A 21,018-nucleotide genomic window follows, 5' to 3' on the forward strand; every position below is an offset into this window, starting at 1 on the left:
TGACTGAGAAAGACCTTAGCGGGTCGCGAGGGCCTCTGTCCACAGCAAGTCAGTCGGATGACTAAGTCGCCGGCAAAAGATCATCGGCGCGGCCGAACCCTCGGCGCCGGCGCCACCGCGTTCGTTACGCTCGAAGATCCACGAGCAAGGGATGGACGTCGTGCTGATTCGATTGCTCGGACCCGTCGAGGTGGAGCGCATGGGCCGGCCCCGGCCCGTGCGGCCCCCGCAGGTCGCGCTCGCCCTGGCCGCGCTCGCCTGGGAGGCCGGCCGGGTCGTGCCGGTCGAGTCGCTCCTCGCCCGCGTGTGGGGCGACCAGGTCCCGGCCGGCGCGCGGCACACCCTCTACACGGTCATCACCCGCATCCGCCGCGAGATCCTCGGCGACGACGGCGCGGTCGTCCACCGGCTCGGCGGCTACCTGCTCGACGTGGACGAGTCCGCGGTGGACGTGTCGAGGTTCCGCGGCCTCGCCGACCAGGCGATGGCCGAGCCGGACCCGGCACCGCTGCTCGGCGAGGCCCTCGCGCTGTGGCGCGGCGACCCGCTGACCGGGCTGCCCGGCGAGTGGGCCGAACGCGCCCGCAGCCGCCTGCGCGACGAGCGCAAGGAGGCCGCGCTGCGCTGGGCGCGGCTGATGACCGGCCGCGACGCCGCCGCGGCCGTCGCGGCGCTGTCCCCGCTGGCCGACGAGTACCCGCTGGACGAGCTGCTGGCCGCCGCGCTCATCGAGGCCCTGCACGCGTGGGGACGGACCGCCGAGGCGCTGGCGCACTTCGCCCGGGTCCGCCGGACGCTGGCCGAGGAGCTGGGCGTCGAGCCGGGCACGGAGTTGCGCCGCGTGCACCGGACGCTGCTGCTGTCCGGCGACGCGGCCGAGACCGCCGGCGTGGTCCCGGCCCAGTTGCCGGTCGACCTCCGGTTCTTCGTCGGACGGGCGGCCGAGCTGGAACGACTCGCCGCGGTCGCGACCGGCGACCCGGCGGCGACCGCGGCGATCTGCGCCATCTCGGGACCGCCGGGGGTGGGCAAGTCGTCCCTCGCGCTGCGCTGGGCGCACCTCCATCGCGACCGCTTCCCCGACGGGCAGCTCTACGCCGATCTCAGCAGGGTGGACGCCGCCGACGCCGCCATGATCCTGCCCCGCTTCCTCGGCGCGCTGGGCGTCCCGGAGGCCCGGGTGCCGTCGGGCGTCGAGGCCCGGATCGGGCTCTACCGCAGCATGCTGGCCTCCCGCCGGGTCCTCGTCGTGCTCGACGACGCCCACGGCGCCGAGCAGGTGCGCCCGCTGCTGGCCGCCGCGCCGGGCTGCATGACGCTGATCACCAGCCGCGCCGAGCTGTCCGGCCTCGCGGTCGCCGAGGGCGCCTCCCTCGTACGGCTCGACGTCCTGCCGGACGACGACGCCCGCCACCTGCTGGCCGCGCGGCTGGGCGAGCCCCGGCTGGTGGCCGAGCCGGAGGCCACGGAGCAGATCATCCGCCGGTGCGGCCGGCTGCCGCTGGCCCTGGCGATCGTCGCCGCCCAGCTGGCGGGGCGCGCCGACCAGTCGCTGCCCGAGGTCGCCGCCGACCTCGCCCGGACCGGCGCGGACCTGGAGCCGTTCGCCCACAGCGACCCGGCGATCGACCTGCGCACCGTGTTCGGGCGGTCGTACCGGGACCTGCCCGAGCCGGCGATCCGGCTGTTCCGCCGCCTCGGCCGCCACCCGGGCCCGCACCTGCCGCTCGCCGCGGCGGCGAGCCTGGCCGCCGTGCCGGTGGACCGGGCCAGGGAGCTGGTCGCCCGGCTCGAACGCGCCAACCTGGTCGACGTCCGCGCGCCCGGCCATCTGCGGCTGCACGACCTGCTGCGCGCGTACGCGTCGGAGCAGGAGCGGGCCGCCGAGAGCCGGGCGGTGCGGCGCGGGGCGACCCGGCGGCTGCTCGACTACTACCTCCACTCGGCGTGCGCGGCGAGCGAGGTCTGCTACCCGCACCGCGAGAAGCCGGTGCTGGGCCCCCGGGCGCGAGGAGCCGTGACGGAGCGGTTCACCGGCCAGGCCGACGCCCTGCGCTGGTACGCCGACGAATGCGTGGCGCTGCCCGGGCTGCTGGCGGAGGCGACCGGTGCCGGGCTGGACCGGCACGCGTACGAGCTGGCGTGGGCGTTCGCCGAGTTCATGCAGCGCCGCGGCCCGTGGGAGCAGATCCTGCGCGTCCAGGCCGTGGCGCTGGAGGCGGCCGGCCGGGCCGGCGACCCGCTCGCCCAGGCCCGCTGCCACAACAGCATCGCCCGCGCCCACGCCAGGCTGGGCGGCCACAAGGAGGCGGTCGGGCACTTCGAGCAGGCGCTCGAACTGCACCGATTACTCGACGAGCCGGCACTGGAGGCGCACGTCCACATGGGCCTGTCGGCCTCGCTGACCGGGGTGCGACCCGGCGAGGTCCTGGACCACGTGCTGTCCGCGCGGGACCTGTTCCGGCGGGCCGGCGACCTCATCGGCGAGGCCCGTGCGCTGAACAACGCGGGATGGTGGCGGGCCCAGCACGGCGACCACGAGCGGGCGCTGGCCGACTGCCGCCGGGCGCAGCGCATCCTCGCCGAGCACGGATACGCCCAGGGCGAGGCGCACGCCTGGGACAGCATCGCCTACATCCTGCAGGCCATGGGCGAGCACGCGCAGGCCGTGGCCTGCTACGAGCGGGCGGTGGAGCTGTTCCGCTGGTGCGACGACCTGTACCCCGCCGCCGAGACGCTGGTCCGCCTGGGCGAGGCCCACGTGGCGGCGGGCGACACCGCGGCCGCCCTCGACGCCTGGGAGCGGGCGGCCCGATGCTACGACGCCGTCGGCGACGCCCGGGCCCGTACGGTGCGCGACCGCGTCGCCGCCCATGGTCAGCGGAGCGCGGCCGTTGAGAAATCATTGAGAAATCGCTCAGACCTCTGACGCAGTCTCTGCGACGAGCGGCGGGACGGCGGCCTCGTGAGGTGAGCCGCCCGTCCCGCCGCGCCGGGCGCGGGAAGCCCGCCCGGCGCGTCGACAGGGAGGTTCCATGCGTGTCATGAACAGGATGGCCGACCGGCTCCTGGAGCTGTTCGCGCCCCACACCGCGGCTCGGGCGACCGACTGCGACTACCAGTGCTGCAGCAAGTCCACCTGGAAGTACTGCTGCTACTACCCGAACGGCACCCACCACTGCGGCGGCTGCGTGTCCACCAGGTCCTGCGCCTGACGACACCTCCGGACGCCCGTCCCCGCGAGACGCGCGGGCCGCGGCCCCCAGGCCGCCCGCGCCCGTCCCCACGGTGACGAGCCCGTCGCGACGACCCGTGCCCGGCGGCGGCCGTCCGCCGCCGGGCACACCTTTTGATCTTTCGACACGGAGGTGTCCTGTGCCCTATCTGGTCGCCATCATGGTCCTCGTGGGCCTCCTGTGCCTGCTGAACCTGCTGCTGACCCTCGGCCTGGTCCGGCGGATCAAGGAGCACACGAAGCTCATCGACGCCCTGTACGAGGTCGTCGGCTCAGGCGGCCTGTCCGGGGTGAGCGCCGGCGCGGCCGTCGGCGAGACCGTCGGCGACTTCGACGCGACGACCGTGGACGGCGCCCGCGTGACCCGGGACGACCTGCCCGAGGGCACCGTCGTCGCGTTCCTGTCGCCCGACTGCGCGGGCTGCCGCGAGCAGCTCCCCGAGCTGGCCTCCTGGGCCGCCGCTCAGGACCGCTCCCGCGTGGTGGCGGTGGTCGACGGCCGGGAGGGCGACGTGGCGCACCTGGTCTCGACGCTGTCCCCCGTGGCGCAGGTGATCGTGGAGGAGTCCACGCCGCCCCAGGTCGCCGAGGCGTTCAAGCTGCAGGCGTTCCCGACCTTCTACCAGGTGGCCGCGGGCGGCAAGCTGCTCGCGACGGCGCCCAGGATCTCGCGGCTGCCGGCCGGGTCGCCGGCGTGACCACCCGCCCGCCGGACGCGACGCCGACGCCCCGCGGGCTGGCGGGATGCGCGGCCCGCGCCGCCGGGATGGTGTGGCGGGCCGCGCCGGCCCACGTCCTCGGGTACATGGCGACCACGCTCGTGGGAGCCGTCACCCCGGTCGCCCTGGCCTGGCTGACCAAGGCCGTGCTGGACGGCCTGGCGCACGGCCGGGCCACCGCGCTGCTCGGCCTCGCCGTGACGATCGCCGTCGTGACGACGGTCGCCGCGGCGGCCGCGCACGCCACGGAGTACCTGCGCGCCGAGGTGGACCGCCGGGCGGCGCTGCGCGCCAAGGACGAGCTGTTCGCCGCGGTGACCCGCTTCACCGGACTGGCCCCGTTCGAGAGCCCCGCCTTCCTGGACCGGCTGCGCCTGGCCCAGCAGAGCGCCGGCAACCCGGGCAGGCTGGTCGACACCGCCACCTCCACGGCGCGCAGCGCGGTGACCGTCGCCGGGTTCGTCGGCTCCCTGGTGGTGATCAGCCCCACGTTCACCGTCCTGGTCCTGCTGTCGGCCGTGCCGGCGCTGCTCATCGAGCTGCGGATGTCGCGGCAGCGGGTCGCGATGCTGTGGCGGATCGGGCCGGCAGAGCGCCGTGAGATGTTCTACGCGCAGCTCATGTCCACCGCGGACGCCGCCAAGGAGATCCGCCTGTTCGGCCTCGGCGACTTCCTCCGCCTGCGCATGCTGGCCGAGCTGCGGACCGCCAACGCCGCCCGCCGCCGGATGGGCCGGCGGGAGTTCGCCGTGCAGGCGAGCCTGTCGGCGCTCTCGGCGGGCCTGGTCGGCGCGGGCCTGGTCTGGACGATCCTCGCGGCCGGCCGCGGCGAGCTCGGCGTGGGGGACGTGGCGATGTTCGTGGCGGCCGCCGCCGGTGTCCAGGCGGCGCTGAACGTCATGGTGTCGGCCGGGGTGATGGCCTACGAGCAGCTGCTGACGTTCCACCATCACGTCGCCGTCGTGTCCGCCGGCCGCGACCTGCCCGCACCGCGCGACCCCGGGTCGCTGCCCGCGTTGCGCCGGGGCATCGAGCTGCGCGACGTGTGGTTCCGCTACAGCGACGACCATCCGTGGGTGCTGCGCGGCGTCGACCTGTTCATCCCGCACGGCCGCACGGTCGCGCTCGTCGGCCGCAACGGCGCCGGCAAGAGCACGCTGGTCAAGCTGCTGTGCCGGTTCTACGAGCCGACGCGCGGAGCGATCCTCTGGGACGGCGTGGACATCCGCGACGTGCCGCCGGAGACGCTGCGCTCCCGCATCGGCGCGGTCTTCCAGGACTTCGTGGCGTACGAGCTGACGGCCGCCGACAACATCGCGGTGGGCGACCTGAGCGCCGTCCGGGACCGGGCGCGGATCGAGCGGGCGGCGCGGGAGGCGGGGGTCCACGACGCCGTCGCGGCCCTGCCACGCGGCTACGAGACGCTGCTGAGCCGCGAGTTCGACCCGGACCAGGAGGCGGATTCGGACGCGGACCCTGAGGCGGGCCTGGACGTGGACCCGGACCTGGACTTGGACGTGGATCCGGACCTGGGCCCGGACGTGGATGGGACCCCCGCCCCCGGCTCGGGCTCCGGGCGGGGGCCGGCCTCGGACGGGCCCGGCCCGGGCGTGCTGCTGTCGGGCGGGCAGTGGCAGCGGCTGGCGCTCGCGCGGGCGTTCCTGCGGTGCGACCAGGACCTGATGATCCTCGACGAGCCCAGCGCCGGCCTGGACCCCGAGGCCGAGCACGAGATCCACACCCGGCTCGCGCGGCTGCGGTCCGGCCGGACCAGCGTGGTGATCTCCCACCGGCTCGGCGCGGTCCGTGAGGCCGACCGGATCGTGGTGCTGACCGACGGCCGCGTCACCGAGGAGGGCACGCACGCCTCGCTGCTGGCGGACGACGGCACGTACGCCCGGCTGTTCACCCGGCAGGCCGCCGGCTACCGCGACGACGTCCAGCCGACGGGGGCGGCGCGGTGACCGGGGTCGTCGTGGTGGTGGCGCTCGCGTGTGCCGTCGTCGCGCTGGCCGCCGTGTGGGTGCGGCGGCGGTACGTGGTGGTGACCGTTCACGGGGAGAGCATGCTGCCGACGTACCGGCCGGGGGAGCGGCTGGTGGTGCGGCGCGTGTCGGCCCGCTCGCTGCGCGACGGGCAGGTCGTGGTCCTCGCCGGTCTCGGCCACCGGCCGCCCGCGGACGGGCAGCCGGGGGAGCGGGCGGGGGACGAGCCGGACATGAGCCCGCGCTGGATCGTCAAGCGGGTCGCGGCGGTGCCGGGCGACCCGATCCCGCGGGACACGGTGCCGGCGCTGCGGACGGCGCCGGGTACGCGGGTGCCCGACGGGCATCTGGTGGTGCTGGGGGACAATCCAGAGAGGTCCCACGACTCCCGCCATGCCGGATATATGACGACGGACCGGCTGCTCGGCGTGGTGCTCCGCAAGGTCGGCCAGCCATGACCCGCGCCTCGTGACCGCGACCTGCGGAGTCGAGCCGCGCCCGCCAGAACTTGATCGCGACAGGGGGACGCCCCGACGGCCGCGCTGATACCTTTCCTGCAGTGTTGACGCGTTCTGGGGGGCCAGAGTGAACCAACCGCTGATGGACGACGATCCGCGGCGGCTGGGCCCGTACGACATCACGGCCCGCCTCGGCGAGGGCGGCCAGGGCGTCGTCTACCTGGGACGGACGGCGACCGGCGAGCAGGTCGCCGTCAAGCTCCTCCACCACGGCCTGCTCGGCGACCCCGAGGCGAGGAACAGGTTCCTGCGCGAGGTGGAGATCGCCCGGCGCGTGGCCCGCTTCTCCACCGCGCCCGTGCTGCACGCCGACCTCGCGGGCCGGCGGCCGTACATCGTCAGCGAGTACGTGCCCGGGCCCTCGCTGCGCGAGCTGGTCGCCGCGGAGGGGCCGCGCCGCGGCGCCGCGCTGGAACGCCTGGCGATCAGCACCGCCACCGCGCTGGCGGCCATCCACCGCGCGGGGGTCCTGCACCGGGATTTCAAGCCCGCCAACATCCTGATGGGGCCGGAAGGTCCCGTGGTGATCGACTTCGGCATCGCGCGCGCCCTGGACGCGCCGGGCGTGTCCTCGACCGGATCGACGATGGGGACGCCGTCCTACCTCGCGCCGGAGCAGCTCGGCGGCGAGGCGGTGACGGAGGCGGCCGACGTCTTCGCGTGGGGCGTGACCATGGTGTTCGCCGCCTCGGGGCGGCCCGCGTTCGGCGCGGACTCCACCCCGGCGGTGATCAACCGCATCCTCAACAAGGAGCCGACGCTCACCGGGCTGGACGGGACGCTGCTCGCCCTCGTCACCGCCGCCCTGTCCAAGGACCCGGCCCGGCGGCCCAGCGCGGAGGAGCTGGCGGCGGGGCTGACCTCCCACCCCGGGCGCCCCCTTGGACGATCGGGGCCGCTTCCCGGACACTCCGGAACGCCTGCGAGCCCCGAGAGCTCGGGGGCACCTGCCCGGGAGCCCGTGGGTTCGCCGGCTGTCCGGGGACGCCGCCGCCGTACGGTCGCCGTGACGATCGCCGGCAGCGTGGCGGCCGCGGCGCTCCTCGTCACGGTCGGGGTGCTGATCAACGGCGGCGTCGACGACCCGGTCGGCTCGTCACCCGCGGTGGGGGACACGACGTCTCAGCCCGCGTCGCGGCCGACCACGGCAGCCGCCACGGCGGCGTCCCCCATGGCGGCCACGAAGACGCAACACCGGACGCCACCCCCGGCTCCCAAGCAGACAACCCACCTCAGGACCCCGGCCCCGACCGCCAAGCCCGCCCGTACGGGCCATGCCGTGATCACGCCGCTCGACGACGAACCGCGGCGCGACACGACCGCCGACCCCACCTCCGGAACCGTCCCGGACCGGCAGCCCGAGACGACCGCCGCCCCACCTCCGTGGATGCAGCAGCCCACCATGGAGAACCCGTTCACGTGCATCCCGCAGATGTGCTGACCCGCCGCGGCTGAGTCCCCGCCGGCGGCGCGCCCGATGGCGAGAACCCGTTGGAAGTTGTCGATCCAGCCCATGGGGCGCCGGGGGTGAACCGCTCTAACGTTGCGCTGCGCGAACGGCTCGCGCCGCGAAACGCGACAGAGCGGAAACGCCCGCCCCTACCTCAGAACGGAACCCGACCTCCCATGTCCATCGTCATGCCGATCGTCATCGGCCTGATCGCCGTCACGCTCGTCTCCCTGATCCCCGAGCCGCAGCGCCGCCTCGTCAACGCCGTCCTGGTCGCCGGCGCGGGCGCCGCCTACCTCAGCGGAGGCGGTCTCGGGTACGCGGAGTTCATCCTGCCGATCGTGATGACCTACGTCGCCTACCGCGGGCTCGACAGCTGGACATGGATCGGCATCGGCTGGCTCCTCCACACCACCTGGGACGTGCTGCACCACCTCGTCGACAGCCCCCTCCTGCCCTTCGCCCCGCTCTCCTCCTTCGGCTGCGCCATCTGCGACCCGGTGATCGCCCTGTGGTGCTTCGCCGGCGGACCGTCGGTGCTCGGCTGGGCCCGCGACCGCCTGTCCCGCAGGGCCCAGGACGCCGGGCAGACCTGACCACCCCGCCCGCCCGCCGCGTCCAGGCCTCAACCACCGACCGTCCACCCCTGACTGTGGGCTTTGATCAGCTCTCGGACGAGGCCGCGGGCGTGGGGATCGCGTCCGGCGACCGCTCGCAGGGCGTCGGTCGCTCCTTCCACCCGCTCGACGATCGCCGCGATGACCTCGATGGGCTGCCGCCTCGGCAAGCCGGGATGGTCGGCGATGACCGCCAACAACACGTCGGTCGCGGCCACGGCCGCCGGATAGAGCGTCCCCGCGTGATCGTTTCCTACGGCCGACCGAATGCCGTACCCCTCGTCCCGGTCACTGCGGGCACCGCGGGCGCTGTCGATCAGCTCGTCGAAGGCCCCCACGACGTCCTCAGGCCGGTACCAGCTCGGCCCTGGGACCGCCGCCCAGTCCACAGCCTGTGGATCCATGCGGCCAGCGTAGAGCTCTCATTGACGGTGTCCGCCTGAACAGGCATGATCGTTACTTGGTCATTCATCCAGAGGATCCGAGGGACCTGGCCCTGTGACGGTCCGGCAACCTCCCCGGCGGGCGAGCCGCGGGAAAGGTGCCAATGCCAGGAACGATGAGGAGAGTTGATGAGCGTGCGGCTTGACGTTCCTGTCCTTGCCGGTGAACTGGTGCGGTTGGAGCCGTTGGCGATGCGGCACGTCCCGGATCTCGCGCAGGCGGCCGAGGAGGATCGGTCCTCCTACGACTTCACGCTGGTGCCTCGCGCCAGTGAGGTCCCGGACTACGTGGCGGCCCAACTCGCCCGCGGCGGGCTGACACCGTTCGCGCAGGTTCGGGTGGCCGACGGCACGACGGTGGGATGCACCGGCCTGTGGGATCCGCGCGGGTGGCCGGACCGGCCGGGCCTGCGGGCGATCGAGATCGGGTTCACCTGGCTGGCCGCCTCGGCGCAGGGCGGCGGGATCAACGCCGAGGCGAAGCTGTTGCTGCTCTCGTACGCGTTCGACGTGCTCGGCGTCGCCCGCGTCGATCTGAAGACCGACGCCCGCAACCACCGCTGCCGCCGGGCCCTGGAGCGACTCGGCATTCCCTTCGAGGGCGTGCTGCGCGCCTGGTCCATGTCGTGGGCGCCGGGCGAGGAGGGTCGGGTCCGTGACTCGGCCATGTTCGCGGTGGTCGCCACGGAATGGCCCGCCGTCAGATCGGTGCTGGAAGCCCGGCTCGCTGCCGTGAGCTCCCGTGCGTCGGCCCGCTGAGGAGCCGCCTTTCCGATCGTTTCACGCCCGGGACGCTGCGATCGCCCGGACGGAGGCGCGGGATCCCGGCACGGCCGGTCCACGATCCACAGCCGGGCGGCCAGCCGGGCGACGTGCTCCCGGCTGGCCTGCGCTCGTCGCGGGTGTCGGCCGCGAGCTCAGCCGGAGAAGGCGGCGCTGTGCACGTCCACCGGGTTGGCGGCGTCGCCGGTGGCGACGCCGTACACGGCCGTGAAGCCCGAGCCGGTCGAGACCAGGCCGGTGTAGTCCCCGACCAGGCGTCCCACGCTCGTCGCCGGAACCTTCCGCGCGTCGAACGGCCCCTCGATGTGCTGCTCGCGCCACGCCCCGGACTGCGTGCAGTCCTTGGCGCAGGTCACGGCCCATACGTCGGTGGGCAGGGTGGCGGGGTCGGGCGTGTTGTTGCGGAAGTCGTAGTACGTGACCGCCACGGTCCCCGTCCGGGACACGGCGACGACCGGTACGGCGGCGGAGCCGGTGGGCGTCCGGTCCACGCGGACCGGGCTGGACCACTTCTTCCCGCCGTCGGTCGAGCGGGAGTAGGCCACGTGGAAGGTGCCGTCGGTGTCCTGGCTCTGCCAGACCGCGTTCACCACCTGGGTGCCCGGCTGGGCGGCCAGCAGCGGCAGGGAGGCGTTACGCACTGGGTCGCCCGAGTTGTCGGGGTCCGGGATGCGGGGGCCCACCGCGAGCGGGGCCGGAACGTTCAGTGTCGGCGCCGACCAGGTCCGGCCGCCGTCGGTGGAGCGGATGACCTGGGTGGCGCCCTCGGTGTCCGTCTCGTGGTGCATGCCGATCAGCAGTGTCCCGTCGGGGAGCGCCACGAGCTGGGTGCCGATGACGCCGCTGTTGGTGGGTACGTCGTACACCTTGCTCGTGGTCCAGGTGCGTCCGTCGTCGGTCGACTTCGCCAGATAGATGGGCTGTACCCAGTTCTCTTCCGTGTCGGTCGACTGGTTGTCGATGCGGTCCCACACCGCGTAGATCACGCCCGGGTGGTAGGGGTCCGCGGTCACCGTGGGGCGGTCGTTGAAGAAGCGCGGGTTGTCGTCCCGCTGCAGGGTGACCGGCGCGTCCCAGGTCCAGCCGCCGTCGGCGGACCGGGACACCAGAATGGCGGTCACCTCGCCGGTGCGGGACAGCGAGAACGACGCGGCCACCGCGGTACCGGTCGGTGCGACGGTGATCCAGTTGTCGGTCGTGACGTCGTAGTCCCCGCCGTTGGCCGCCGTGCCGCCGTTGCAGCGGGAGAAGGCGGGCAGGTTCTCGGACCTCTGCCAGGTCCGGCCGTAGTCCTCCGACACGGCGGTGACCGCGCCGTTGCTGCCGTACCGGTTCCAGCGGTCCTGCTGGAACACCGTGACGAGGTGCCACGGGCGGTTCGGGTCCCGCGCGAGCGCGGGCAGGACCTCGGTGTTGGGGTTGAGTGTGTAGCCGTCGGCGGGGGGAAGCCCGCAGCCCGCGGGCAGGGGGCTGAAGCCCGAGACCGGCCGTACGACGGCGGGTGTGGGAGATGCGGCATCATCCGCGAATGCGGGCTGCGCGACGGCGGAAGCCAGCAGGATGGCCGCCACGGCTAACGATGCCCTGGAGCGTCGGATCACGAGCTTTCCTCATCTTTGATGGAGGGCGCGTCACCGCCTCGCCGGGGCGCGGGGCGTACCCGGCGAGCCAGGCAAACGATCAACGGCAGGCTACTCCAACAAGATCCGTTTCACCGGGCCATCGCCTCAGGCCGTCGAACCGCTTCACCGCCCCCGCCCCCAGGGCCGAGTTCGGCTCGAGAAGATCGGCGGGAGGCGTTCTGGACCGGGCTCGGCGACTCGGCCACGATGAGGGCATGACGAAGAGCGGATCAGCGCGGCCGCCGCGGACGGCAGGCGGGGGAGGAGGCCCGCGTCTGGACTGGACGGCAGTGAGCGCTCTGGCGGGTGCGGTCGCCGCCGTGGTCGCGCTGATCGCCTACCTGGCGCCACCGGTCCCGCGTCCACAGCCCCAGCCCGGGCCTCTGCCCGACACGGTGGTGCCCACTCCGGCCCCGGAGTCACCGTCGCCCGATCCGGTCACCACCCGGCATGCACGACCCACCCCGACCCGCACTCCGACCCGGACTCCGTCGCCCGAGCCCAGCACGCCGCCGCCACCACCAAGCCCCACGCGAGCGGTTCCGGTCTCCGCCACACCGCTGCCGCCCATCCGGCCCGGCGGCTGCGACGAGGCGGCAGCGGCGCTGACCGCGTACCGCCGGAACGCCGGGACCGTCCGCAGCAGCCAGGCAGCCGCGGCTCAGCAGGCGTACCAAGACCTGATGGGCGCGGGCCTCGCCGCTCAAGGAGTGGTCGGGGCGAAGATCGGCCGGCTGGCCCGCGAGTTCCAGGAGCTGAGCTTCCGCCTGACCGGCATGATCCTCGACGACCCCAACGAGGTGATCGCGGACATCAACACGGACGCCGCGGAGCTCAACCGGTTGTGCGCGCCCGCCTGACCTGACGACCCCTCACAGCGATCCGATCAGGGCCGGACGGGCGAAACGGGCGGAAGACAGGTGAACGCCCGTAGCGCGTTCGGCGAGGGCCAGAGCGCTGGAGACGGGGTCGTCGAGGAAGCCGAGCTGGTCGCCGTCGACGTCCATGCCGAGGTCCTCGACGTCCGTCTGGAGCCGGTCAGGGTCGGTCCCTTTCCGGAGGGAATAGGCGTACAGGCTGAACGTGGTGATCCGCCGGCCGTCGGCGCAGTACGTGAAGCCGTCGTTCTTGATGTTCATGTACATCGCGGCCGCGGAGGTGCCCACGGACAGCAGATCGACCCTGTCGTAGACGGTTCTCGCCCAGCCGTACTCGATCAGGACGGTTCCGCCGCCGGCCGCGTAGGCCGCGACGCCCTCCCCCGACTCGCTCGGGGAGCCTGGGGTGACGTCGATCCGCCGCAACGCTTCCTGCGGGGACAGGTCCCGTACGAAGCAGGCACAGAGCCAGGTCTCGCCGGTGCCGTCGGTGAACTCCTCGCAGAGCCATGCGTAGGTCGCCGCCGTCGCGCCGCTCATCCCTGCCCCTTCCGTGGAAGCCGTATCGCGATGATCATGGCGGAGGCGGCTGACAACTCGGCGCCGTGTCCTCCGTCCACGATGAGGACGGGGCCGTTCAGAGCAGCGCCAGCAGGGAACGGGCGTTCGCGCCGCCCTGGCGGTCGCCGGTCTCCTCGAAGATCTCCAGCGCCGCCCGGGCCAGCTCCCGCGAGCGTACGGCCGCGCCCTCCGCCCGGCTGACCCTCGCCAGAACCAGCAGGGCTTGTGCGTCGAGCAGCCGGTCGCCGAGCCGTACGGCGATGCCCCTGGCCCGCTCCGCAGCGGCACGCGCGTCCGGCTTCGCCCCCTGTGCCAGGTGCACCGCCGAAAGCTCCAGCAGCGTGTCGGCCTGCCGGTGCCGGTCCCCGAGCTCGGCCAGGCGACCCACGGCGGCCAGCAGCCGGTCGGCGGCCTCGTCCAGCCGGCCCGCGCGGCGCAACATGACGCCGAGCCCTTGCTCGGCGTCGGCGGCGTCGCGCTGGTGCGTCCTGCCCGGCCCGCAGGGGGTTCCGCGCGGCGGCGGGTGGAGAGGTCCCGCCCTCCGTCCCGGAGGTGCCCTTGGCCGCCGGATCCCGGACGCCGGCCGGGGGTCCCTGTCCCCGTGACGCGAGCGCCGCCACCCCGGCCGCCGCGACGACCACGACGGCCGCCCCGGCCACCCACTTCCGCGCCCGCTGAGGCTCCGGCCGCGTCCACCCGCCGCCGGGTCCGTCCCCTCGTCCACGACGCCCGCTGGTTGCGCCGGAGGGATCGCGGGGGACGGGAGCCGGCGTGGCTGTGTCAGGCCGACTCGTTCGGCGCTCCCGCCCGCCTCGCTCTCGCTCTCACTCTCGGGAGCGGCGGGCAACGGGATGGACGCGCTGAAATGGCCCGGGATGTCCTGGGCGGTCGGGCGGTCGGCGGGCTTCTTGAGCAGGGCCGCGGAGACCAGGATCGTCAGGTTGGCCTGCGGCCGTGGGGGCTTCCACCGCCCGCTCAACACGCCCTCAACAGAGGCTCAACGTCCGCCTGCCTACCTTTCTCACACCGCGACAGACACAACGAGGAAGGACAGCAGGATGAAGATGGCAGCGAAGCTGGGGAGCGCGGTTGCGGCGAGCGCGTTCACGCTCGTTCTGGCGGGCACGTCGCCGAGCGCGGCCATGGCCGCCCCCGCCACCACGACCGCCATGACCGCGGCCGTTCCCGCCGCCGCCCAGGCCGTCACGGCCGGGCCCCGCCCCAGCGTCAGGTGGCTGTGTGGCAAGCGGATCGTCAAGAGGCTGGTCCCGGCCTGCACGCACGGCAAGTGGGAACTGCCGACCGTCAAGAAGATGCGGTGCCTGTCAGGGCACGGACCCTACGTGGGCTGGACCGGCCCGGCGAAGCTCTCGTGGTGGCTGCACAAGTGCTTCGAGACCGAAGAGTGGACCAAGTGGTGATCACCCCTTGCCACCTACGGAACGGCCCGGTGCCGGCAGTCGCCACTCGTCGTTGCCGGCTGCTTCGATGGGAACCATGGTGATCAAGCGTCTGACGTCGGCTGTGGCCGCGTTCGTGGTGGTGTCAGCCCTTGGCGGGTGCTCCGGGCCGGCCGAGGGCCCGTCGGTCAAGGACCCGTTGCTCAAGGACCCGGCGCGATGGCCGCTGGCCGGACTGGAGGCGCTCACCGTGCGTACCGGTCAACGTGAACTGCCCGAGCAGGCGGAGCGGACGCTGGCGCAGATCAGGGTCGGCTCCGTCGACCTGACCGCCTGGATCAACTCCTCGGGCCTGTGCGGTCTGACCGGTCCGGGCTGGAGCATCTACGCCGACCTGACGAGGTCCGATGCCGGTGACCCCGCACGGGAAGACGGGTTCTCCGGACCGGAGGAACCGGAGGTGGGCAGTTCCAACGAGGGCAAGGTCGGCCTGTTCTGCACCCCCACCAGGATGCTGATCAGGGTCGAGGGGGAGACCTCGAAGCCTTCCGTCTCCGGTCACGCGGTCGCGCAGGTCTTCAACGGAGGACTCAACGTCGTCGTCGGCACGCGGGAGGCGCAGCGGGAGTCACTGCCGGGCGCGACGGTGACTCCCGGCCGCTGACCGCCTCGACTTGAAGCCCCGAGGGGCGGGCCACCGCATTACGCGATGGCCCGGCCTTCGCGCAACCTGGCCCGGTACACCTGGCGAGCCTGATCGTGCAGCTCCCGGTGGGCGGCGCGCTGCGCGGCCGAGGCGAACGTGCCGTCCGCGTCCAGCAGCGGCTCCAGGAGGTCCAGCCAGCGCAGGCACCACTCGACGTCGGCCCGCCTGGCCACGTGATCTCCGATGTAGACCGGGCTGGTGTGCGCGTAGGCGCCCCCCGGGTGCATCGACCGGGGATGCGGCCCGCCTCCCGCCACGGCCACCACGTACGTCGGTTCGCGCACGGTGAGCTCGGCGGTGAGCAGGCCGGGCCCGCCCTCCGCGATCACGCCGTCGGCGGTCCTGAGCTGGAGCCACTCGACCTCGGGGCCGACGGTGCGCGCGGTGATCGTGACGGTGTCGCCCTCGGCCGGCCGCATCGTGTCGCCCGGCCGGTGACCATCGACGTCGAGCTCCAGCCAGGGGCCCGTGGTGGCGAACGTCCGGCCGCGCCGTACGGCTTCGGCGAAGGAGGCCGCGGTCAGCGGCCCGTCGACCCAGGCGTACACCCGCTCCCAGCCGGGCGGGCTCGACGCGGTGCCGCGCCGTGAGATGGACAGGACCGCGTCGGTGCCGGCGGTCACCGCGAGCCGGTTGCCCGCCCCGATGAGCCGGCGATAGACCACAGCGGTCGCCTGGATGGAGGAGTGGTTGAGCACGTCCAGGCTGTCGATCAGGCCGAGCGCCGCGTCCACCACGATCTCCCTGGCCGAGCAGTTGCGTCCGGCGGCGACGGCCCTGTCCGGCGGGTCGGTGTCGCTCAGATCGGTGTGGAACGGGTGGCCGTAGCCGGTGACCGCGCCGAGGCCGCGCAGTTCGGCCAGCGGAGCGCTGTTGGGATGCGTGTCCGGGCTGTCACCGAAGCCGCTGTGGAAGCGCGTGGGCATGCCGGTGAGGCCGAAGGCGGAGAAGTGTCCGAGCAGGTCATTGCGGTACTCCACGCCGAACCTGGCGACGTGGCTCTCGTCCGACCACGGCAGGTCCCGGCCGACCCACTCCTCCAGCAGCTCCCGGTCGTAGACCCGCTCACCGGCCACGTTGCCCGCGACCAGGTTCAGCACGTGCAGGTCCTCGCCGATCTGCGCGGCGGCGGCCCGCTCGGGAGTCGCCGGTTCGTCGCCCATCCAGTTGAGGTGGACGTGCAGGTCGCCGCCGTACCAGCCGCGGGCGGCCGCGTCGTAGAGGCGTTCCGGCGTCAGCTCGACGGTCAGCTCCTCACCCGGCGCGGGCTCCACGTCCACCGTGGCCGAGCCGTACTCCATGCCGCGCGTCACGGACACCGTGAGTCGCTCCGCGGGAACGTCGAGCTCCAGGTCGTCGCCGTGGAAGTACGGTCGCAGCCGGGCGTCCAGAGCGCGGACGGCACCCCGCGGATACCATCCCTGCCCGTCCCCGCTGGTGACGCTCCACCTGCACGGGAACCCGGCACGCAGCCGCACCCGGGCCGCGCGGGCCCGCCGGGTCAGCGCGCCGAGGTCGATCGGCTCTCCGGCGACCACCGTGCTGGCGCTGGTGATCGCCACCAGCTTGGCGCCTCCGGGTGGGACGACGTGCGCGACGCCGTCGACCGTCACGGTGACCTCCTCCGGCATCCCGGAGTCCAGCAGCAGCGTGGTCGAAAGCGGCGTTTCGTCGAGTACGGCCAGCGTCCTGGCCTCCAACCGGCAGCCTTCGGGAGTGAGGCGCAGAGCCGCCAGGTTGTCCAGGACATCGCCACCCAGCGCGTCCCGTACCACGCGGTCCAGGTCGAGCTCGCCCATCCGCGCGTCCATGTCGCGGCGCGCCCCGCCGAGCTGGCGGAAGCAGGCGCTCCAGTAGTCGTGACCGTTCATGAGGTATGCGCTCGTGCGCACCTCCCCGACGTAGGGGATCAGCTTCTCGCCCCACGTCACCCCGTGGCGGTCGAGCAGCCGGCGGTAGTCGTCCACGGAACCCTCCATCAGAGCGCGGAAAGACCCTCCATCAGAGCGCGGAAAGCAGGGAGCGGATGTCCTCGTCCTCCGGATCCAGCCGCGCCGCGCGCTCCAGATCCGAGCGCGCGCTCTCCTTCTCGCCCAGGTCCCGCAGGGCCACGGCCCGGTTGAACAGGAAGGCGGGGCTCTCCTCCAGCTGGATGGCGCGCGTCAGGTCCGCGACCGCTCCGTCCAGGTCGCCCGTCTCGTACGCCAGGACTGCCCGGCTGGCCCACGTGGTCGCCGCCTCCGGATCCAGGTCCAGCGAGGTGCGGAACGCCGTCCGCGCCGCGTCGTGACGCCCCAGCGCGGCCTCCGCCTGCCCCAGGGCCGCCAGCAGGTACGCGTTGCGCGGCTCCAGCTCCAGGCCGCGGAGCGCGTCCGCCCTGGCCTTGGCGTGCTCGCCGAGAGCCGCCCAGATCCCGGACCGGTTCACGTAGGCCGGCACGAACTCGGGGTCGAGTTCCAGCACGTAGGACTGGTCGGCCAGCGCTCCCTGGAGGTCGCCGCGCGCGAACCGGATCTCGGCCCGGTTGTAGTACGGCTCGGGCATCGGCAGGCCGACCTCCATGGCGGTCTCGTAGTCGGCGACCGCCTCGTCGTGCCGTCCAAGCTGGTGCAGCGCGTTCCCCCGATCGATGTAGTAGTCGGGATAGCCCGGGTCGGCGGCGATGGCGGCGTCGAGGTCGGGCAGCGCCTGCTCGGGCTCGCCCGCCATGGCCAGCAGCGTCGCGCGGTTTGCCCGCAACACCAGCCGGTGGATCGGGTGCTCGCCCTCGGCCAGGTCGCGCTCGGCCAGGTCGATGGCCTGCTCCACCAGGTCACGGGCGGCGCCGTGCCGCCCCCGCCGTACCTGCACCAGCGCCGCGCCGTTGAGGTCGAAGCTGAGGTGGAAGGCGCGCTCGCGCCGGTCGGGCAGCAGCGAGGTGATGGTGATCGCCTCGTTGATCCATGCCATCGCCTCCTCCGGGTCGCGCCGCGCCGGATCGTGATGGCGGACCAGGAGCATCGCCGTCAGGTAGGCGGACGTGGCGCGTTCCTTCGGCCCGACGCCGCGCCGCCGCGCCTCGTCGAGCAGCTTGCGGGCGTCGTCCTCGCGGTCGATGGAGGAGCAGGCCAGGGCCACGCCGTACGCGATCCGCCACCAGTCGTCGGGGCCGGCCAGCGCGAGGGCGCGCTCGCCGAGATCGGCCGCGGCGTGGTGGAAGCCGGCCATGAGGCAGTGGCCCATCGCCTCCCACAGCGCCTTGGCCGCCAGCTCGGGATCGCTGCCCCGTTCCCGGTGGTGGGCGAGCTCGCCGAAGCGCGGCCGGATCAGCCCTGACGCTTCGAGCTCGGACGCCCGCGAATCGTGCTCCTCCGAGGTCAGCTCGGGCTCCGGAGCCTCGCCGGAGTCGATGACGTCCAGCGCGAGGCGACGCCGGACGACCTCCAGGAACTCGTGGTCGGTGGGGTCCGCCTGGGCCAGGTTGGCGACCGTGAGCCTGATGGGCAGGAGCGGGCGCAGGTACTCCACCAGCCCGTTGGCCAGGCGCAGCGTGTGGCGGGGGCCGGGGATCAGGATGCGTTCGGACCTGGCCAGCTGGTCGGCGACCGACGTGCGCCGTACCGGGATGTCGAGGTCCGGCGCGACCGCCCGCAGCTCCAGGTCGTGGAGCTCCGGAGCGGCCACCATGGGCACGGTCGCGTGCGCGAGCGCGGCGGCGATCGTGAACGGGCCGTGGCGCCTGTGCGCGTCGACGGTGAGTTCTAACACGATTTCTCCTGGAGAGTGCGGGACGGGACCCCGCGCAGCGTGCGGAGGGGTGAGGCGAGCATGACCGCGGTCGGGAGGGCGAACGTCAGCGCGCCGAGCGCCAGCGTCGCCCACAGACCGATCCAGGTGGTGAGCAGGCCGAACAGGACGGCGAAGAGCGGCTTGGAGCCCAGGGCGAGCCAGCGGGAGGTCGCGTTCATCCGGCCCATCAGCTCGGGCGGGCAGATCAGCTGGCGGAAGCTCCGGTTGGCGGCGACGTAGGTCATCTGGACGGCGATGGCCAGGCAGTGCCCGACCGTGACCAGCACGTATCCGGCCGTGCCCGGACCGGCCAGCAGCGTGGGCACGAGGTCGAGGGCGTACCCGACGACGCCGAACAGCATGAGCCTCGGCAGTCCCCACCGCTGGGTGAGACGCCGGGTGAGCAGCCCGCCGACGATGCCGCCGGCGGCGCTGACGGCCATGCAGATCCCCGTCTGCGCGGCCGTCCAGTGCAGCTCGTCGTAGACGTAGACGATCCACAGCGACCACACGCCTCCGATCGCCGCGGAGACCAGCGCGTTGGCGAGGACCACCGGCCGCATCAGCGGGTCGCCGAACACGTAGCGCAGACCCTCCAGGATCTCGGTGCGGAGCCTGGCCCCGGCCGGCCGGGGAGCGGGCGCCGGCTCCTCGGCTCTGACCAGCGCCAAGGTCGTCGCGCTGACCAGGTAGGAGACCGCGTCCACCGTGACGGCCCGCGCCGCCCCGATCGCTGTGATCAACGCGCCGGCGCCGCTCTGCCCGGCGACGGTGGCGAACGACATCGACACGCTGAGCTTGCCGTGCCCCTCGACGAGTTGCTCGCCGCGCAGCAACGTGGGCAGGTAGCTCTGGTACGCGGTGTCGAACACGACCGAGAGCAGGGCCGCGACCACGGCCACCGCGTACAGCTGGACGAAGCCGAGCCCGTCCAGCAGGGCGGCCAGCGGGACCGAGCCGAGCACGACGGCCTGGCACACGTTGCACCAGATCATCAAAGGGCGGCGGCGATGCCGGTCGACCAGGGCGCCTACGGGCAACGAGGCCACGAGATGGGGCAGGAAGCCGCAGGCCGTCAGCAGGCTGATCTGCAGGGGCGAGGCGCCCAGCACGGTCAAGGCGGCGAACGGCAACGCCACCGCCGTCAGCTCGGTGCCCGTCATGCTGACCGACTGGCCCGCCCATAGCAGCATGAAGTCGCGATTACGCCAGAGGGAACTGGCTCGGGACATCAGCCGCCCTTCTCCTGTCCGGATCATTTAGTTTAGGGATTATCTCCGGCAGGGGATAGAATGTCCATGGTGCCACCGACTCGTACATATGTGGACCGCGGAATCGAGCACAGGAAAGCAGGAGAATTCCGTTTCGCGGAAATGGCATTGACAACGGCTCTCACCTTGTATAAAGAGGCGCGTGATCCCCGTGGAGAAGCCGACGCGCTGGTGGAGTTGTCGCAGGTGCAATACGCGATGGGCGCCTCATCCGCGGCGGCGGCACATCTGAGCCGGGCGATAGCGCTGTACCGCTCACTGGGCGATCGTCTCGGTGAGGCACGGGCACTCGACAGCCTGGGCACGGTCCGCCATCTCACCGGGGACTGCGCCGGCGCACTGGAGTCCTTCGCCGCCGCCCGTGCGCTCTTCGAGCGTGAACGAGACCGGCCCGGCATGGCCCGGGCGGCCAAGAACCTGGGCTTCGCCCACTACCTGAGCGGCGACTTCCCGCCCGCGCAGGAACATCTCGGCGCCGCGCTCGTGCTCTTCACCGAACTCGGCGACCGGCTCGGCACCGCCAACGCCCTCAAGAACCTGGGTGTCGTGCAGCAGCTCACCGGAGACCTCGACGGCGCCTACGGGACGCTGACCGAGGCGCTGTCCGTCTACCGTGAGCTGGGGAGCAGGATGGGCTCGGTGAACGCGCTCACGTGCCTGACCGTCGTCCAGTACCGCACCGGCGACCTCGTGGCCGCCCGGTCAAGCGCCCAGGAGGCGATGGAGGTGGCGCGGGAGCTGCCCTACCCGGTGGGCGAGGCCGACGCGCTGCGCGAGCTGGGCTTCGTGGCGTACCTCGATGGCGACCCCGAGGGCGGCGTCAAGCTGCTGGAGCAGGCGCTTGAGCTGTTCGAGGCGACGGGGGACCGGCTGGGGCAGATCGAGGCGCTCAACCGGCTCGGCACGGTGCTGCTCGACGGCAGGAACGCGCCGGAGGCGGCCCTCGCCGCCTTTCGCGCGGCACACGAACTGGCCCAGGCGGCCGGCAGCAAGCATGAGGGGGCACGTGCGGCCGAAGGCATCACCCGCTGCCAGAAAATATCCGGATCTTGACAGATATGA

The 21,018-nt window shown here is 73.1% G+C and carries 19 protein-coding genes and 1 riboswitch; of the genes, 12 read left to right on the plus strand and 7 right to left on the minus strand.

Features of this window, described 5'->3' with window-relative positions; all coding sequences use genetic code 11:
- Nucleotides 1-160 precede the first annotated feature (160 nt).
- The 7 genes from HT134_RS27695 to HT134_RS27725 all read left to right on the plus strand — a co-directional run bounded on the left by HT134_RS27695 (nucleotide 161) and on the right by HT134_RS27725 (nucleotide 8,503).
- A complete protein-coding gene (locus HT134_RS27695) occupies nucleotides 161-2,929 on the plus strand; it encodes an ATP-binding protein (RefSeq protein WP_175603381.1) in 2,769 nt (922 codons plus the stop codon).
- A gap of 106 nt (nucleotides 2,930-3,035) precedes the next feature.
- The gene (locus HT134_RS27700; protein WP_175603382.1) at nucleotides 3,036-3,215 is read left to right on the plus strand and encodes a hypothetical protein; all 180 of its coding nucleotides are present in this window, start codon (nucleotides 3,036-3,038) and stop codon (nucleotides 3,213-3,215) included.
- A 160-nt stretch (nucleotides 3,216-3,375) separates the two neighbouring features.
- Nucleotides 3,376-3,933 carry a TlpA family protein disulfide reductase gene (locus HT134_RS27705; protein WP_175603383.1) on the plus strand — a complete coding sequence of 186 codons (558 nt, stop codon included), beginning with the start codon at nucleotides 3,376-3,378 and terminating at the stop codon, nucleotides 3,931-3,933.
- Nucleotides 3,930-5,918: an ABC transporter ATP-binding protein gene (locus HT134_RS27710; RefSeq protein WP_175603384.1), complete on the plus strand. Its 1,989-nt coding sequence runs from the start codon at nucleotides 3,930-3,932 to the stop codon at nucleotides 5,916-5,918. Before HT134_RS27705 ends, HT134_RS27710 begins: the two co-directional genes overlap by 4 nt.
- Nucleotides 5,915-6,397, plus strand: coding sequence for a S26 family signal peptidase (locus tag HT134_RS27715; RefSeq protein WP_217708409.1), 483 nt, complete (start codon nucleotides 5,915-5,917; stop codon nucleotides 6,395-6,397). Before HT134_RS27710 ends, HT134_RS27715 begins: the two co-directional genes overlap by 4 nt.
- 127 nt (nucleotides 6,398-6,524) lie before the next feature.
- Nucleotides 6,525-7,898, plus strand: coding sequence for a serine/threonine-protein kinase (locus HT134_RS44860; protein WP_312888478.1), 1,374 nt, complete (start codon nucleotides 6,525-6,527; stop codon nucleotides 7,896-7,898).
- Between the two features lie 185 nt (nucleotides 7,899-8,083).
- Nucleotides 8,084-8,503 (plus strand): DUF6010 family protein, encoded by a 420-nt coding sequence (locus HT134_RS27725; RefSeq protein ID WP_175603385.1) that lies wholly within the window; start codon nucleotides 8,084-8,086, stop codon nucleotides 8,501-8,503.
- Nucleotides 8,504-8,532: 29 nt separating this feature from the next.
- On the opposite strand, the gene HT134_RS27730 is transcribed toward HT134_RS27725, so the two are convergent.
- Nucleotides 8,533-8,862: a hypothetical protein gene (locus tag HT134_RS27730; RefSeq protein WP_217708410.1), complete on the minus strand. Its 330-nt coding sequence runs from the start codon at nucleotides 8,860-8,862 to the stop codon at nucleotides 8,533-8,535.
- Nucleotides 8,863-8,989: 127 nt separating this feature from the next.
- Nucleotides 8,990-9,090, plus strand: a riboswitch (SAM riboswitch).
- Between the two features lie 6 nt (nucleotides 9,091-9,096).
- On the opposite strand from HT134_RS27730, the gene HT134_RS27735 reads away from it, so the two are divergent.
- Nucleotides 9,097-9,726: a GNAT family N-acetyltransferase gene (locus HT134_RS27735; protein ID WP_175603506.1), complete on the plus strand. Its 630-nt coding sequence runs from the start codon at nucleotides 9,097-9,099 to the stop codon at nucleotides 9,724-9,726.
- A 158-nt stretch (nucleotides 9,727-9,884) separates the two neighbouring features.
- On the opposite strand, the gene HT134_RS27740 is transcribed toward HT134_RS27735, so the two are convergent.
- Nucleotides 9,885-11,351 carry a sialidase family protein gene (locus HT134_RS27740; RefSeq protein ID WP_175603387.1) on the minus strand — a complete coding sequence of 489 codons (1,467 nt, stop codon included), beginning with the start codon at nucleotides 11,349-11,351 and terminating at the stop codon, nucleotides 9,885-9,887.
- Between the two features lie 311 nt (nucleotides 11,352-11,662).
- Between HT134_RS27740 and HT134_RS27745 the strand changes: the two genes are divergently transcribed.
- Nucleotides 11,663-12,232 (plus strand): hypothetical protein, encoded by a 570-nt coding sequence (locus HT134_RS27745; protein ID WP_175603388.1) that lies wholly within the window; start codon nucleotides 11,663-11,665, stop codon nucleotides 12,230-12,232.
- 12 nt (nucleotides 12,233-12,244) lie between these two features.
- On the opposite strand, the gene HT134_RS27750 is transcribed toward HT134_RS27745, so the two are convergent.
- Together HT134_RS27750 and HT134_RS27755 are read right to left on the minus strand one after the other, a co-directional pair.
- Nucleotides 12,245-12,790: a DUF6461 domain-containing protein gene (locus tag HT134_RS27750; RefSeq protein ID WP_175603389.1), complete on the minus strand. Its 546-nt coding sequence runs from the start codon at nucleotides 12,788-12,790 to the stop codon at nucleotides 12,245-12,247.
- 97 nt (nucleotides 12,791-12,887) lie between these two features.
- Nucleotides 12,888-13,253: a hypothetical protein gene (locus HT134_RS27755; protein ID WP_175603390.1), complete on the minus strand. Its 366-nt coding sequence runs from the start codon at nucleotides 13,251-13,253 to the stop codon at nucleotides 12,888-12,890.
- Between the two features lie 616 nt (nucleotides 13,254-13,869).
- On the opposite strand from HT134_RS27755, the gene HT134_RS27760 reads away from it, so the two are divergent.
- Together HT134_RS27760 and HT134_RS27765 are read left to right on the plus strand one after the other, a co-directional pair.
- On the plus strand, nucleotides 13,870-14,232 hold the full coding sequence (locus tag HT134_RS27760; protein WP_175603391.1) for a hypothetical protein: 363 nt from the start codon (nucleotides 13,870-13,872) through the stop codon (nucleotides 14,230-14,232).
- A gap of 76 nt (nucleotides 14,233-14,308) precedes the next feature.
- Nucleotides 14,309-14,875 (plus strand): hypothetical protein, encoded by a 567-nt coding sequence (locus tag HT134_RS27765; protein ID WP_175603392.1) that lies wholly within the window; start codon nucleotides 14,309-14,311, stop codon nucleotides 14,873-14,875.
- 38 nt (nucleotides 14,876-14,913) lie between these two features.
- Here the strand turns inward: HT134_RS27765 and HT134_RS27770 are convergent, their stop codons facing one another.
- From HT134_RS27770 to HT134_RS27780, 3 genes are read right to left on the minus strand one after another with little or no spacing between them, the layout of a single operon-like run.
- On the minus strand, nucleotides 14,914-16,884 hold the full coding sequence (locus HT134_RS27770; protein ID WP_312888480.1) for a CehA/McbA family metallohydrolase: 1,971 nt from the start codon (nucleotides 16,882-16,884) through the stop codon (nucleotides 14,914-14,916).
- A gap of 34 nt (nucleotides 16,885-16,918) precedes the next feature.
- Nucleotides 16,919-18,664 carry a tetratricopeptide repeat protein gene (locus HT134_RS47770; protein WP_175603394.1) on the minus strand — a complete coding sequence of 582 codons (1,746 nt, stop codon included), beginning with the start codon at nucleotides 18,662-18,664 and terminating at the stop codon, nucleotides 16,919-16,921.
- Nucleotides 18,658-19,878, minus strand: a complete 1,221-nt coding sequence (locus tag HT134_RS27780) for an MFS transporter (RefSeq protein WP_175603395.1) — start codon at nucleotides 19,876-19,878, stop codon at nucleotides 18,658-18,660. Before HT134_RS27780 ends, HT134_RS47770 begins: the two co-directional genes overlap by 7 nt.
- 99 nt (nucleotides 19,879-19,977) lie before the next feature.
- Between HT134_RS27780 and HT134_RS27785 the strand changes: the two genes are divergently transcribed.
- Complete coding sequence (locus HT134_RS27785) at nucleotides 19,978-21,009, plus strand: tetratricopeptide repeat protein (RefSeq protein ID WP_217708411.1); 1,032 nt, start codon at nucleotides 19,978-19,980, stop codon at nucleotides 21,007-21,009.
- The last annotated feature ends 9 nt before the right edge of the window (nucleotides 21,010-21,018 follow it).

Origin of the sequence: Nonomuraea rhodomycinica (assembly GCF_013363995.1) — a bacterium.
GTDB classification, from domain to species: Bacteria; Actinomycetota; Actinomycetes; order Streptosporangiales; family Streptosporangiaceae; genus Nonomuraea; species Nonomuraea rhodomycinica.